This is a genomic window from Phycicoccus sp. 3266 (genome assembly GCF_031456495.1).
Classification (GTDB): domain Bacteria; phylum Actinomycetota; class Actinomycetes; order Actinomycetales; family Dermatophilaceae; genus Pedococcus.
In genome coordinates, this window is sequence record NZ_JAVDUW010000001.1 from 102,580 (window position 1) to 116,379 (window position 13,800).

The following is a 13,800-nucleotide window of genomic DNA, read 5'->3' on the forward strand; positions in this document are numbered from 1 at the left end:
GGTCAGGCGGCGTATGCCGCGAGCTCGCTGGCGAGGTCGGCGTTGACCCGGGCCTTGACGCGCGTGCCGTCCGACGTGTGCTCGCTGGCGATCACGTCGGCCTCCTGGTGCAGCCGGCTGACCAGGTCGCCCCGGTCGTACGGCAGCAGGACGTCGACGTCGATCGACGGCCGCGGCAGCTCGTCGGCGATGAGCGCGCGGAGCTCGGCCAGGCCCTGTCCGGTGCGGGCCGACACGACGACGCAGTGCTTCTCGTGGCGGCGCAGCCGGTCGAGGACCTCGGGGTCGGCCGCGTCGGCCTTGTTGACGACGACGACCTCCTTGACGTCGGCGGCGTCGACGTCGGCGAGGACCGCACGGACGGCGCTGATCTGGCCTTCGGGGTCGGGGTGCGAGCCGTCGACCACGTGGAGCAGCAGGTCGGCGTCGCCGACCTCCTCCAGCGTCGAGCGGAACGCCTCGACGAGCTGGGTCGGCAGCTGGCGGACGAACCCGACGGTGTCGGCGAGCGTGTAGAGGCGGCCGTCCTCGGTCTCGGCCCGGCGCACGGTGGGGTCGAGGGTGGCGAACAGCTGGTTCTGCACGAGCACGCCGGCGTTCGTCAGCCGGTTGAGCAGGGAGGACTTGCCGGCGTTGGTGTAGCCGGCGATCGCCACGCTGGGGACCGCGTTGGCGCGACGGGAGAGCCGCCGGGTGTCGCGGCTGGTCTTCATCTCCTTGATCTCGCGCCGGAGCTTGGCCATCCGCTGGTTGATGCGGCGCCGGTCCAGCTCGATCTTCGTCTCACCGGGACCACGCGAGCCCATGCCCTGGCCGCCCGCGGCCTGGCCACCGGCCTGGCGGGACATCGACTCACCCCAGCCGCGCAGGCGCGGCAGCAGGTACTGCATCTGGGCCAGCTCGACCTGGGCCTTGCCCTCCCGGGACTTCGCGTGCTGGGCGAAGATGTCGAGGATCAGGGCGGTCCGGTCGATGACCTTGACCTTGACGACGTCCTCCAGCGCGCGCCGCTGCGACGGGGTCAGCTCGGTGTCGCAGATGACGGTGTCGGCGCCCTCGGCGACGACGATGTCGCGCAGCTCGTGCGCCTTGCCCTTGCCGAGGTAGGTGCTGTTGTCGGGGTGGCTGCGCCGCTGCACGACACCTGCGAGCACCTCCGAGCCGGCCGTCTCGGCCAGCGCGGCGAGCTCGCGCATCGAGTTGTCGGCGTCCTCCTGCGTGCCGTCGGTCCACACCGCGGCCAAGACCACGCGCTCGAGGCGCAGCTGCCGGTACTCGACCTCGGTGATGTCCTCGAGCTCGGTGGACAGCCCGGCGACACGGCGCAGGGCCGCCCGCTCCTCGCGGTCGTACTGGTCGCCGTCGAACGTGGCCAGGTCGCTGTCGAGGATCTGCTCCTCGTCGGCCAGCGCCGTGGCCCTCTGGTCAAAGATGTTCTGCTTCGTCATGTCCCCTCTAGGTTCTCACCCTGCAACACCTGCTGCGAACCGTTTAGTCCGGACCGGCCGCTCGCTGGGTGCGGCGAGGTCCGACGGGTGGTCCCGAGGAGGCGTCCCGGTGCGCCGCTACGGTGTCCCGTGATGAGCACCGGCGACCACTACTTCACCGCCTCCCCCGCGAGTCCCGAGCAGCAGCGCAGCCTGACCGTCCGGCTGGCGGGGCGGGACGTGACCGTCCGCACCGCGGGCGGCATCTTCAGCCCCGACGGCCTCGACAAGGGCACCGCGGTGCTGCTCCGCGAGGCACCCGAGCCCCCGACCACCGGGACCTTCCTCGACCTCGGCTGCGGCTGGGGACCCATCGCCCTCACCCTGGCCCTGCGGGCGCCGGGGGCGCGGGTGTATGCCGTGGACGTGAACGAGCGCGCGCTCGACCTGCTGCGCACCAACGCCCGCTCGCTCGACCTGCCGCACGTCCACGCAGGCCGGGCGGAGGACGTGCCCGCCGACCTGTCGTTCGACCTCATCTGGTCCAACCCACCGATCCGGGTCGGCAAGGCGGTCCTGCACGAGCTGATGCTCACCTGGCTGCCGCGGCTCGCGCCGGGCGGGGTGGCCTACCTCGTCGTGCAGAAGAACCTCGGCGCGGACTCGTTGCAGCGCTGGCTCTCCGAGCAGCTTCCGGCCGAGGTGTATGCCGTGTCCCGGTACGCCTCTGACAAGGGCTTCCGGGTGCTCGAGGTCCGCCGGGCCTCCTGAGGACCGACCCCAGCCGTCCTGAGGACCGGCCCCACCGGCATACCGGTCAGGAACTGGCCGCAAGCAAGCCTAGCGTCGCCGACATGACCACAAACGCACAGAGCCCCACCCCCACGACGACCTTCGCTTCCGTCCGCGTCATCACCGACGACGTCGCGCGCCTGGTCGCCTTCTACGAGCTCGTCACCGGCCGCGCCGCCCGCTGGGTCACCCCCGCCTTCGCCGAGCTGGCGAGCGACCGCGCCACCCTGGCCGTCGCGGGCACCGAGACCCTCGCCTTCTTCGGCGACCGGCTGGCCGAACCAAGCGCCAACCGCTCGGTGATCATCGAGTGGTTCGTCGACGACGTGGACGCCGAGCACGACCGGCTGCGCGACTCCGTGGAGGTCGTCGAGCAGGTCCCGACGACGATGCCGTGGGGCAACCGGTCCATGCTGCTGCGCGACCCGGACGGCAACCTGGTCAACCTCTTCACCCCGGTGTCCGAGGCGGCGAGGGATCGGTTCAGCCCAGCGACGTGACACCGTCGGCGACGAGGACCGCCGGGCCGGCGAGCTCCACCTCGTCGCCCGGCAGGGCGCGGACCCGCAGGCGGCCACCCGGGACGTCGACCGTCCAGGTGTCCCCCTGGCCACCCGCCCAGAAGCGGGTCGCCAGGGCGGCGGCCGCAGCGCCCGTGCCGCAGGACCGGGTCTCCCCCACCCCGCGCTCGTGCACGCGCATGCGGACGTGGCCGGCGCCGAGCGGGCGGACCAGCTCGACGTTCGTGCCGTGCTCGGGGGCCGGGTTGACCAGTGGCGCGAGGTGCAGGTCGAGGGCGTCGAGGTCGACCTGCTCGGGCAGCGCGACGACGGTGTGCGGGTTGCCGAGGTCGAGGCTCAGGGCAGACATCGGCTCGTGCCCGGGCAGGTGGACGAGCGCGTCGAAGCCCTCGTCCTCGGCGATCGCGGGCTGGGCCAGCCGCCACGGGCCGAGGTTGACGGCGATGAGCGCGTCCGAGCCCTGCCCCTCGAACCGGACGACCTTGGTGCCGGCGCGGGTGGCGATGGCGAACTCGTCCGCGGTCTCCAGCCCCTCACGACGCAGGTAGGTGGCGAACACGCGGGTCCCGTTGCCGCACATCTCCGCGACGCTGCCGTCGGCGTTGCGGTAGTCCATGAACCAGCGGGCGTGCGTGGCCTGTGCCAGCACGCCGGGCTCGGTGGCTGCAGCGCTCGGCACGACCCGGATGACCCCGTCGCCGCCGATGCCGGCGTGCCGGTCGGCGAGGCGGGCGGCCTGCTGCGCGGTCAGGTCGAGGGCGCCCTCGAGGTCGGGGACGAGGACGAAGTCGTTCTCGGTGCCGTGCCCCTTGGTGAAGGCGATCTGGTCAGCCATGTTCGCCATTGTCGCCGATCGCAGCCCGGACCAGCGCCACGGCCCGCGGGACGAGCTCGGGGTCCGTCGGGTCCAGCCAGGCGATCCGCGGGTCGGGGGTGAACCACGACTCCTGCCGCCGGGCGAACCGCCGCGTCATCGCGGTCGTCTGCTGCTGCGCCTCGTCGCGCGTCATCGTGCCGTCGAGCTCGGCGAGGGCCTGCGCGTAGCCGAGCGCCCGGGAGGCGGTGCGGCCCTCGCGCAGGCCTCGACGCTCCAGGTCGCGGACCTCGTCGAGCAGCCCGTCCTCCCACATGCGGGCGACCCTGCGCCCGATGCGCTCGTCGAGCACGCCGCGGTCCAGGCGCAGCCCGATCGTGACGGTCGGCTGGAGGTGCTCGCGACGGGGCATGGTGGCCGAGAACGGCCGTCCCGTGAGCTCGACCACCTCGAGCGCGCGCACCACCCGGCGCACGTTGCGGGACTCGATCCCCCGGGCCGCAACGGGATCCACGTCACGGAGGCGCTCGTACATCGCCTCGGGGCCGACCGCGTCCGCATCGCCCTCCAGCCGGGCGCGCACCGCCGGGTCGGTGGGCGGGATGTCGAGGACGTCGAGGGCTGCCCGGACGTAGAGCCCCGAGCCGCCCACCACCACGGGATGGGCACCGCGGTCCTGGACGGCTGCGATGTCGGCCCGTGCCGCCTGCTGGTATGCCGCGACGCTGGCCTCCTGCGTCACCTCCAGCACGTCGAGCTGGTGGTGCGGGATGCCACGGCGCTGCGCCACGGGGAGCTTGGCCGTGCCGATGTCCATGCCGCGGTAGAGCTGGCTGGCATCGGCGTTCACCACCTCGCCGCCGAGCTCCTCCGCAAGGTGCAGGCCGAGGTCGGACTTGCCAGTCGCAGTCGGCCCGACCACGGCGACCACGAGGGGTCGGGCGGTCCCGGGGTGGGAGGTCACCGCGTCAGAGATCGTGCTCGTCCGGCGCGTCGTGGCCGAACGGGTCCTCGTCGACACCCGGCATCCACGAGTGCCCGGGCACGCCCCAACCCTGCTTCTTGACGGCCTTGCGGGCCTTCCGGCCCCAGCGGTCGTTGAGCCGGTCGACGTAGAGGAAGCCGTTGAGGTGGTCGTACTCGTGCTGCATGCACCGGGCGAACCAGCCGCTGGCCTCGAACGCGATCTCGTTGCCCTCGACGTCGAAGCCCGTCACCTTGGCGCTGAGACCGCGCTTCAGCGGGAAGCTCTCCCCCGGCACCGACAGGCAGCCCTCGACCTCGTCGTGCGGGTCCGGGTCCTCGAGCGCAGGCTTGGACGCCGTGACGTACGGGTTGACGACGACACCGCGCGCCGGGACCCCGTCGTCGTTCTCCATCTGCCACGTGAAGATGCGCAGCCCCACGCCGATCTGGGGTGCGGCGAGGCCGACGCCGTTCGCCGCGTCCATGGTCTCGAACATGTCGGCGACGAGCTCGGCGAGCTCGGCGTCGAAGTGCTGCACGGGTTCGGCCCGACGGTGCAGGACGGGCTCGCCCGTGATGACGATGGGGCGCACGGTCATGCGGGGAGTCTTCCAGATCGGTGCGGTCGCGTCCGGCGGGGGCCGAAACCTCAGCTGCAGCCAGGGGCGGCTACCGGGGCGGGCCGGCCGACGCCCGGCATGCCCAGGCTCACGGCCGGCTTGCCGCCGCCGGTGGGCTGGTCCTGGAGCGCCGCCCAGGCGTCGCCGCCGGCGGTGCGGCGCACGGCATACGCACCGCCGGAGAGGGCGGCGTCGGCGACGAGGTGGTGCGGCGCGCCGTAGGTGACGCCGACGGTGACCATGTCGCCGGGGCGCGGCTTCTCGGCGCCCTCGGGCACGGCGAAGTGGACGAGGCGGTTGTCCCGGGCCCGGCCGGAGAGGCGCTGGGTCTCGGTGTCCTTGCGACCCTCGCCGGTGGCGACGAGGACCTCGACCTCCCGGCCCTCGATCGCGCGGTTCTCGGCCCAGGAGATCTCCTCCTGCAGCTCGATCAAGCGGTCGTAGCGTTCCTGCACGACCGCCTTCGGCAGCTGGTCGGGCATCGTCGCGGCCGGGGTGCCGGGGCGGATGGAGTACTGGAACGTGAAGGCGCTGGAGAAGCGGCTCTCGCGCACGACCCGCAGCGTCTCCTCGAAGTCCGCGTCGGTCTCACCCGGGAAGCCGACGATGATGTCGGTGGTGATGGCGGCGTCGGGGATCTGCGCCCGGACCTTCTCGAGGATGCCGAGGAACTTGGCGCTGCGGTAGGAGCGGCGCATGTCCTTGAGGACCTTGTCCGAGCCGGACTGCAGCGGCATGTGGAGGCTGGGCATGACGTTCGGGGTCTCGGCCATGGCGGCGATGACGTCGTCGGTGAAGGCCGCCGGGTGCGGGCTGGTGAACCGCACCCGCTCGAGGCCGTCGATCTCGCCGCACGCGCGCAGGAGCTTGCCGAAGGCGAGCCGGTCGCCGAACTCGACGCCGTAGGTGTTGACGTTCTGCCCCAGCAGGGTGACCTCGACGACGCCCTGGTCGACGAGCGCCTGCACCTCGGCGAGGACGTCGCCGGGGCGGCGGTCGGCCTCCTTGCCGCGCAGGCTCGGGACGATGCAGAACGTGCAGGTGTTGTTGCAGCCCACCGAGATGGACACCCAGCCGGCGTAGGCCGAGTCGCGGCGCGTGGGCAGCGTCGACGGGAACACCTCGAGGCTCTCGAGGATCTCGACCTCGGCGCGCTTGTTGTGCCGCGCGCGGTCGAGCAGGGCCGGGAGGCTGCCGATGTTGTGGGTGCCGAAGACGACGTCGACCCAGGGGGCACGCTGGACGATGGTCGAGCGGTCCTTCTGCGCCATGCACCCACCGACGGCGATCTGCATGTCGGGGTTCCTCGTCTTGGCGGGACGCAGCTGGCCGAGGTTGCCGTACAGCTTGTTGTCGGCGTTCTCGCGGACCGCGCAGGTGTTGAAGACGACGACGTCCGCGGCCTCGGGGCGCTCACCCGCGGGCAGGCTGTTGACGTCGACGTAGCCCGCTGTCTCGAGCAGGCCGGCGAGCCGCTCGGAGTCGTGGACGTTCATCTGGCACCCGTGGGTGCGCACGTCGTAGGTCTTCGTGCCGGCAGAGGGGTTGGCAGCTGTGGTCGTCATCGCACCGACAAGGGTACGTGCTCCCCCAGCGTGCGTATGCCGGGTCGCCGCCGAACGGTTCAGCGCGCCCGGAGGTCGACGACGAGTGGCGGTGCGGCGACCAGCAGCAGCACCAGGGCGGGCGCGAGGAGGACGGTGAAGCCCAGCGCCACGTAGCCGGCAGCGCCCGCGACCCCCCCGACGAAGAAGAGGGTCACGAGACCGGCGAGCATGCCGAGCTTGCCCAGGTCGGCCACGACAGGCGGCTCGCCGGACCGACGGCTGCGGTAGGCGGCCTTCCCCAGCTCGATGCCGATGTCGGTGATCATGCCGGTGACGTGGGTGGTGCGGATCTGGGCCGCGGAGATCTTGGTGATGATCGCGTTCTGCAGGCCCATGGTGAAGCACAGCACCGCGACGAAGACGAGGTTCCGGTGCCGCCAGGTCAGCTGGTCGGCCAGGCCCCCGAACGCGAGGATGAGCAACGCCTCGAGCACCAGGACGTTAGCGAAACGCGCCTCGTGGTGCCGCCGACGCCCCCAGTTGAAGACGATGGCGCAGGTGCCGGCGCCGAGGACGAAGCAGGCAATCGCCTCCACCCCGATGCCGACCAGGCGCACCGGCCCCAGGACCAGCGAGTCCGCCACCGTCGCGGTCAGTCCGGTCATGTGCGAGGTGTAGACCGACACCGCGACGAAGCCGACGGAGTTCAGCATGCCGGCGATGAAGGCCAGGAGGTTGGCCAGGTGCCGGTTCCTGCGAGGGGTGCGGGTCGCGCCGGCCACCGTGCGAAGCCGCCGTGCAGCGAGCCCGACGGGACTCGGTGACTGCGACCATGACACGCAGCCGAGGATACGGACCTCAGTCGCGCTGGTGCTCGGGGGCGCCGCGGACGGCCTCGCGGATGACCTGCATCGACAGGTCGCCCGGGTAGCCCTTGCGGGCGAGCATGCCGGCGAGCCGGCGGGTCTGCACCGTGGCGTCGAGGCCGTGCATGGTCCGGAGCTTCTTGGCGACCAGGCGCTCGGCCTGCTCGCGCTCGTCCTCGGGGCGGACCTCCTCGAGGGCGGCCTGCGCCGTCTCGTCGTCGACGCCCTTGGTGCGCAGCTCGCGCGCCAGCGCCCGCTTGGCCAGCCCGCGGCTGGACTGCTGGGAGCGGACGAGCATCCCGGCATACGCCTCGTCGTCGATGAGGCCCACCTCGGTCATGCGGTCGAGGACGCGCTCGGCGACGTCGTCGGCGCAGCCGCGCTGGCGCAGCTTGTCGGCCAGCTGCTTACGGCTGCGCGGCGCCATCGCGAGCTGCCGCAGCACGATCTGGCGGGCGACGTCCTCGGCGTCCGGCTCACCGTCACGGGTCGTGGGGTCGGACTCGGGGTCGCCCGGGATCGGCTGCCACGCCTGCGGGCGGCGGCCCCGGCGCTTGTGCTCCGGGGCCCCACCCGGCTCAGGAGCGGTGGGTGGGGCGTCGCCGAACCAGGCCGGTCCCTCAGCCGACGTCGCGGCCTGGGCTGCCTCGAGGGCAGCCCAGGCCGCAGCGCGCTTGTCAGTCATGAGCGGTGACCGGTGGAGCGGTCAGATCAGGTCAGGTCCGGTCAGAACTCGACCGGAACCTCGGGCACGACCTCGGCCGGCTTGTCGACCTGCGGGCCGATGCCGAGCTTCTCCTTGATCTTCTTCTCGATCTCGTTGGCGAGGTCGGGGTTGTCCTTGAGGAAGTTGCGGGCGTTCTCCTTGCCCTGCCCGAGCTGGTCGCCGTCGTAGGTGTACCAGGCGCCGGACTTGCGGACGAACCCGTGGTCCACACCCATGTCGATGAGGCCGCCCTCACGCGAGATGCCCTGGCCGTACAGGATGTCGAACTCGGCCTGCTTGAACGGCGGGGACACCTTGTTCTTGACGACCTTGACCCGGGTGCGGTTGCCGACCGGCTCGCTGCCGTCCTTGAGCGTCTCGATGCGGCGCACGTCGAGGCGGACCGAGGCGTAGAACTTCAGCGCCTTGCCACCGGTCGTCGTCTCCGGCGAGCCGAACATGACGCCGATCTTCTCGCGGAGCTGGTTGATGAAGATCGCGGTGGTGCCCGTGGTGTTGAGCGCACCGGTGATCTTGCGCAGCGCCTGCGACATCAGGCGCGCCTGGAGGCCGACGTGGCTGTCACCCATCTCGCCCTCGATCTCGGCGCGCGGCACGAGCGCCGCCACCGAGTCGATGACGATGATGTCGAGCGCGCCGGAACGGATCAGCATGTCGGCGATCTCGAGCGCCTGCTCACCGGTGTCGGGCTGCGACACGAGGAGCGCGTCGGTGTCGACGCCGAGCTTCTTGGCGTACTCGGGGTCGAGGGCGTGCTCGGCGTCGATGAACGCCGCGATGCCGCCGTTGCGCTGGGCGCTCGCCACGGCGTGCAGCGCCACGGTCGTCTTGCCCGAGGACTCCGGGCCGTAGATCTCGACGACGCGGCCGCGCGGCAGACCGCCGATGCCGAGCGCGACGTCGAGGGAGATCGACCCCGTGGGGATGACCTCGATGGGGGGTCGGACGTCGTCGCCGAGGCGCATGACCGCGCCCTTGCCGAAGTTCTTCTCGATCTGACCCATGACGGTGTCGAGGGACCTGGACTTCTGGTCCACTCCCACTGCGGAGGGGTTGGTCGGTGCGGCCATCTTCGCCACGCTTCCTTCTTTCGTCTCGTGTCGGGCGCGCCTGCCGTCGACCCTGCTGCAGCCTGGGCTCTGGTTGGCCTCGCACTCTCCTGCGTTCGGGTCAGACGCTAGGTGTCGGCACCGACAGCCGTCGCGAGGCCGAGTGCGGGCCTGTGGACGGTTGGTCTGGCGGGACGCCACCTGTGGAGAAACCTACCGAACACGTGTTCGAAAGTCGCGCACCGCGCAGCCGACACGCCGGTCGCCCCCCGACGGACCCGCTGTGCCGGCCGCGCTCCCCCCGAGCCGCCACCTCAGTGGGTGACGGCGTCCCTGGCCCGGACCATGGCCTGGCGCAGGTCGTCGAACGCGTGCTCGACGCCCGACGTGATGGCCTCGACCGCCTCCTCCGCGGCCTCACCCCGGTTCTCCGCACGAGCGCGAGCCTTGGCGATCCGGTGCCGGACGTCGGCGAGCGCCGCCGAGAGCCGCTCGTCCGCCTCCATGCGCCCGAGGTGGTACTGCAGCTCGAGGTCGTCGAGCCGGCCGGCCCACTGCTCGATCCGGGTGCGCGCCAGCTCCATCCGCAGGCCGACGATCTCCGCCTGCAGGGCGTCGATCCGCTCGCGGGTCGCCGTCTCGTCCGTGGTCGTGCCCTTGCTGGTGCGGTCGTCCTTCTCCGCAGTCATGTCCTCGTTCCTCTCCCGTTCGGCGCGGCGCCGGCCCCCGGCACCGGTTCCATGCTGGGAGCCGCCCCCGACCCGGAACAGGGACTTCGGACCCGGGTGGGCGATCGGCGCCCGGTGGAGCGTGGGCGTGAGCCCGCACCGAGGAGGACGCCATGACGCACGACGGCACCTGGGGGATCTCGATCTCCCTGGACGAGCACGACGGACGCACCCGCGCGGAGATCCGCCTGCACAAGGACGGCAGCACCAACGTGCGCGGCATCGGCTGGGCCGACCGCAACCCCAAGGACCCGGACGTGCCGCAGATCGGCGAGGAGCTCGCCGTGTCGCGGGCGCTCGCCGAGCTGGCCCACGAGCTCCTGCAGAGCACGGCCGACGACATCGCCGCATCCCTGCACCACCCCGTGACGCTGCGCCGCTGACGACCCCGCGGACCGTACCCACCCCCGCCGCCATGAGCGCCCCAGCCGGCACCCCGTCGCACGAGCACGTCCTCGTCGCCCGGCACCTGACGCGCCGGTTCGGCGACCGTGTGGCGGTGGACGACGTCTCGTTCCACATCGCGCCCGGGGAGGCCTACGGGCTCCTCGGTCCCAACGGTGCGGGCAAGACCACGACGATCCGACTCGTGTGCGGGCTGCTCACCCCCGACGAGGGCTCCGTGGAGGTGGCCGGCATCCCCGTCAGCGCCGGCGCGACCCGCGCCAAGGCCCGCATCGGGTACGTCCCGCAGGACGTGTCCCTCTACCCGGACCTCACCGCCCGGGAGAACCTCGCCTTCTTCGGCCGCCTCTACCGACTGTCGGGCCCGACGCTGCGCGCCCGCGTGGACGAGGTGCTCGACCTGGTGGACCTGCGCGACCGCGGCGACGACCGGGTCGAGTCCTACAGCGGCGGTATGCGGCGCCGGCTCAACATCGGTGCGAGCCTGCTGCACCGGCCCGAGCTGCTCGTCCTCGACGAGCCCACGGTCGGGGTCGACCCGCAGAGCCGCCACGCGATCATGGAGAGCATCCGCGCCCTGGGCTCCTCCGGCCTCGCCGTGCTCTACACGACGCACTACATGGAGGAGGCGGAGCGGCTCTGCGACCGTGTCGGCATCATCGACCGCGGACGCCTCGTCGCCGAGGGCACGCGCCGCGAGCTCGTCGCCCGCGTGGGGGAACGCGACCGGATCCTGTTGTCCGCCACCGGTTCCCTCGCGACGTTCGCCGAGACCTGCCGGTCGATGGAGGGGATCGACAGCGTCGACGTCTCCGACTCGACGGTGGAGCTGCTGGCCACGGACGGACGCCTGCGGCTGCCCACCGTGCTGGCCGCGGCGAGCAGCGCGGGCGCGGCGGTGCGCTCGGTGGAGGTGGTCGAGCCCGACCTCGAGGCGGTCTTCCTGCACCTGACCGGCACGGCCCTGAGGGAGTGACGTGCACCCCGTCGTGGCCATCGCCCTCAAGGACCTGCGGCAGCGGCTGCGGGACCGGTCGGTGTGGGTACTGGGGTTCGTCGCACCGCTGCTGGTGGCGGCGCTCATCAGCCTCGCGTTCGGGGGCGCGCAGGCGTTCCACACCTCCGTGGCCGTGGTGGACGAGGACCACGGCGCCATCGCGGCCGGCTTCTCCCAGTTCCTGCGCAGCCCCGACCTGCACGGCCTGCTGACGGTGCGGACCGTCTCGGGCAGCGCCGACGCCCGGGCGAAGGTCGCGGACGGCACGCTCGGCGCGGCATACGTCATCCCGGCCGGCTTCTCCGACGCGGTGACCGCCGGGGGCAGCCGGCCCATCACGGTGCTGGCCAGCGTCGACGCCACGGTGGCCGCGCAGGTGGCGCGGGCGCTCGCCCAGTCCTTCACCGCGCACCTCGAGGGCGTGCAGCTGTCGGTGCGCACGGCGGTGGCGGCGGGCGCTCCGCCGAGCGCGGTCGCAGCCCTCGCGGCACAGGCCTCGACCAGGGAGCTGCCCGAGCAGGCGCAGCCCCGGGCGTCCGGCGCCAAGACCCTCACCGCGGTCAGCTACTACGCGCCGGCGATGGGCACGTTCTTCATGTTCTTCGCGATCGGGTTCGGCTCGCGCGGCTGGTTCCTCGAGCGCAGCGGCGGCACCCTGGAGCGGCTGGCCGTGGCGCCGCTGGGGATGGGCGCTGTGCTCGCCGGCAAGTCGCTCGCGACGTTCGTCTACGGCGCGGCCAGCCTGGGCACGGTGGCGCTCGTGAGCTCGCTCGCGTTCGGGGCCGACTGGGGTCCGCCACCCGTCGTGGTGGCACTGGTCCTCGCCCTCGCCCTCACCCTCGTCGGCCTCACCGCCCTCGTCATCACCCTCGCGCGCACCGAGCGGCAGGCCGAGGGCATCGCCTCGATCATCACGTTCGGGCTGGTGCTGCTCGGCGGCAACTTCGTCTTCATCTCCCAGGCGCCGGACGCGGTCCGCACGCTGTCCCGCCTCACCCCGAACGGGTGGGCCCTGCGCGCCTTCACCGACCTCTCGGGCGGGGCTCCCTGGACGGCGGCGGTGGTTCCCCTTCTGGCGGTGCTGGCGTTCGCCGCGGGGACGGCCCTGGTCGCCTTCCTGCTGCGTGGTCGGGTGCTCGCGCGATGACGGCCGTGGTCCTGGCCTGGACCGAGCTGCGGCGCGCGGCTCGGGACCGCACGTTCCTGTTCTTCGCGCTGTTCCTGCCGTTCATGGTGATCCTGCTCATCGGGGTAACGACGTCGGGGTTCGCGCAGGAGCGGGTCGCCGTGGTGCAGGGCGACCGCAGCACCATGGCGAACGCGCTCGTCACCGAGCTGGACGCCGCCCCGGGCCTGCAGGTCGTGCGGGTGGCGGACCGGGGGGCGGGCGTACAGCGGCTGCGGTCCGGTGAGGTCACGGCCGTCGTGCTCGTACCTGCGGACTTCGCGACGACGCTCCAGGCGGGGCGCTCGGTGGTCCTGCCCGTGCTGACCACCGGCGCGGTCGGCTCCGGCGGCTCGACACTGACGACCATCCGGTCCGTGGTCGCCCGGCAGGCGGCCACGGTGCAGGCCGCGGCGTTCGCCACGGAACGTGTCGGCGGCACGTTCGCGCAGAACCAGGCGCGGGCCCTTGCCCTGCAGCGCCAGGCGCCGGTGACCGGGGTCAGCACCGTGGTCGTCGACAGCGCGAGCAACTACCTGCCGCTCGGCTTCAGCTACAGCGCGCCGACGATGCTGGTGCTCTTCGTCTTCATCAACGCCACGGCCGGCGGAGCCGCGATCATCCAGACGCGCCGGTTCGGCATCTTCTCCCGGGCGCTCGCCGCCCCGGTCCGCCCGCGCGACCTCGTCCTGGGCGAGGGCCTGTGCTACCTCGCGCTCGCCGCCGCCCAGGCCGCGCTCATCGTGGTGGTCGGCGCGGTCGTGTTCGGGGTCGGCTGGGGAAACCCGCTCGCGGCCACCCTGCTCATCGGCGTGTGGTGCCTCGTCGGGACCGGGGCCGGGCTCGTGAGCGGCACCCTCTTCCACACGCCCGAGCAGGCGAGCGCGATCGGGCCGGCGGTCGGGATCGCCTTCGGGATGCTGGGCGGCTGCATGTGGCCGCTGGAGATCGTGCCGGCCGGGGTGCGGGCGGCCGGCCACCTGACGCCGCACGCCTGGGCCGTCGACGCCTGGGTGACGCTGCTGTCGCGTGGGGGCGGGGTCGGCGACATCCTGGGGCCGCTGGCGGTGCTGTCCGGCTTCGCCGTGCTGCTGCTCGGGACGGCCACGTTCCGCCTGCGCCGCTCCCTCGTCACCGGCTGACGGGGCTCTGTGCGCAGACGGGGGTGTGGGTGGC

At 72.5% G+C, this 13,800-nt stretch carries 15 protein-coding genes; 6 read left to right on the top strand and 9 right to left on the bottom strand.

Annotation, left to right across the window (positions count from 1 at the left end; translation table 11 throughout):
• Positions 1-2: 2 nt before the first annotated feature.
• A complete protein-coding gene (gene hflX / locus J2X64_RS00490; RefSeq protein ID WP_310148051.1) occupies positions 3-1,448 on the bottom strand; it encodes a GTPase HflX in 1,446 nt (481 codons plus the stop codon).
• Positions 1,449-1,580: 132 nt separating this feature from the next.
• Between hflX and J2X64_RS00495 the strand changes: the two genes are divergently transcribed.
• Positions 1,581-2,198, top strand: a complete 618-nt coding sequence (locus J2X64_RS00495) for a methyltransferase (RefSeq protein ID WP_310148053.1) — start codon at positions 1,581-1,583, stop codon at positions 2,196-2,198.
• An 83-nt stretch (positions 2,199-2,281) separates the two neighbouring features.
• Positions 2,282-2,719, top strand: a complete 438-nt coding sequence (locus J2X64_RS00500; RefSeq protein WP_310148057.1) for a VOC family protein — start codon at positions 2,282-2,284, stop codon at positions 2,717-2,719.
• Here the strand turns inward: J2X64_RS00500 and dapF are convergent.
• The 8 genes from dapF to J2X64_RS00540 all read right to left on the bottom strand — a co-directional run bounded on the left by dapF (position 2,703) and on the right by J2X64_RS00540 (position 10,018).
• A complete protein-coding gene (dapF, locus tag J2X64_RS00505; RefSeq protein WP_310148060.1) occupies positions 2,703-3,575 on the bottom strand; it encodes a diaminopimelate epimerase in 873 nt (290 codons plus the stop codon). The two genes, J2X64_RS00500 and dapF, sit on opposite strands and share 17 nt — an antisense overlap.
• Positions 3,568-4,518 (bottom strand): tRNA (adenosine(37)-N6)-dimethylallyltransferase MiaA, encoded by a 951-nt coding sequence (miaA, locus tag J2X64_RS00510; protein ID WP_310148064.1) that lies wholly within the window; start codon positions 4,516-4,518, stop codon positions 3,568-3,570. The genes dapF and miaA overlap by 8 nt, the downstream gene beginning before the upstream one ends.
• Positions 4,519-4,522: 4 nt before the next feature.
• Positions 4,523-5,119, bottom strand: coding sequence for a peptide deformylase (gene def / locus J2X64_RS00515; protein WP_310148066.1), 597 nt, complete (start codon positions 5,117-5,119; stop codon positions 4,523-4,525).
• Positions 5,120-5,169: 50 nt separating this feature from the next.
• The gene (gene miaB, locus J2X64_RS00520) at positions 5,170-6,705 is read right to left on the bottom strand and encodes a tRNA (N6-isopentenyl adenosine(37)-C2)-methylthiotransferase MiaB (RefSeq protein ID WP_310148069.1); all 1,536 of its coding nucleotides are present in this window, start codon (positions 6,703-6,705) and stop codon (positions 5,170-5,172) included.
• 59 nt (positions 6,706-6,764) lie between these two features.
• Positions 6,765-7,526, bottom strand: coding sequence for a YoaK family protein (locus J2X64_RS00525; protein WP_310148072.1), 762 nt, complete (start codon positions 7,524-7,526; stop codon positions 6,765-6,767).
• Between the two features lie 19 nt (positions 7,527-7,545).
• Positions 7,546-8,238 (bottom strand): regulatory protein RecX, encoded by a 693-nt coding sequence (locus J2X64_RS00530; RefSeq protein ID WP_310148075.1) that lies wholly within the window; start codon positions 8,236-8,238, stop codon positions 7,546-7,548.
• A gap of 41 nt (positions 8,239-8,279) precedes the next feature.
• On the bottom strand, positions 8,280-9,350 hold the full coding sequence (recA, locus tag J2X64_RS00535; RefSeq protein WP_310153064.1) for a recombinase RecA: 1,071 nt from the start codon (positions 9,348-9,350) through the stop codon (positions 8,280-8,282).
• A gap of 293 nt (positions 9,351-9,643) precedes the next feature.
• A complete protein-coding gene (locus J2X64_RS00540; protein WP_310148077.1) occupies positions 9,644-10,018 on the bottom strand; it encodes a hypothetical protein in 375 nt (124 codons plus the stop codon).
• Between the two features lie 152 nt (positions 10,019-10,170).
• Between J2X64_RS00540 and J2X64_RS00545 the strand changes: the two genes are divergently transcribed.
• From J2X64_RS00545 to J2X64_RS00560, 4 genes are read left to right on the top strand one after another with little or no spacing between them, the layout of a single operon-like run.
• Positions 10,171-10,440 carry a DUF1876 domain-containing protein gene (locus tag J2X64_RS00545; protein ID WP_310148080.1) on the top strand — a complete coding sequence of 90 codons (270 nt, stop codon included), beginning with the start codon at positions 10,171-10,173 and terminating at the stop codon, positions 10,438-10,440.
• A 32-nt stretch (positions 10,441-10,472) separates the two neighbouring features.
• Positions 10,473-11,438: an ABC transporter ATP-binding protein gene (locus tag J2X64_RS00550; RefSeq protein ID WP_310148083.1), complete on the top strand. Its 966-nt coding sequence runs from the start codon at positions 10,473-10,475 to the stop codon at positions 11,436-11,438.
• Between the two features lies 1 nt (position 11,439).
• Complete coding sequence (locus J2X64_RS00555; RefSeq protein WP_310148086.1) at positions 11,440-12,606, top strand: ABC transporter permease; 1,167 nt, start codon at positions 11,440-11,442, stop codon at positions 12,604-12,606.
• Positions 12,603-13,766 carry an ABC transporter permease gene (locus J2X64_RS00560; protein WP_310148091.1) on the top strand — a complete coding sequence of 388 codons (1,164 nt, stop codon included), beginning with the start codon at positions 12,603-12,605 and terminating at the stop codon, positions 13,764-13,766. The genes J2X64_RS00555 and J2X64_RS00560 overlap by 4 nt, the downstream gene beginning before the upstream one ends.
• The last annotated feature ends 34 nt before the right edge of the window (positions 13,767-13,800 follow it).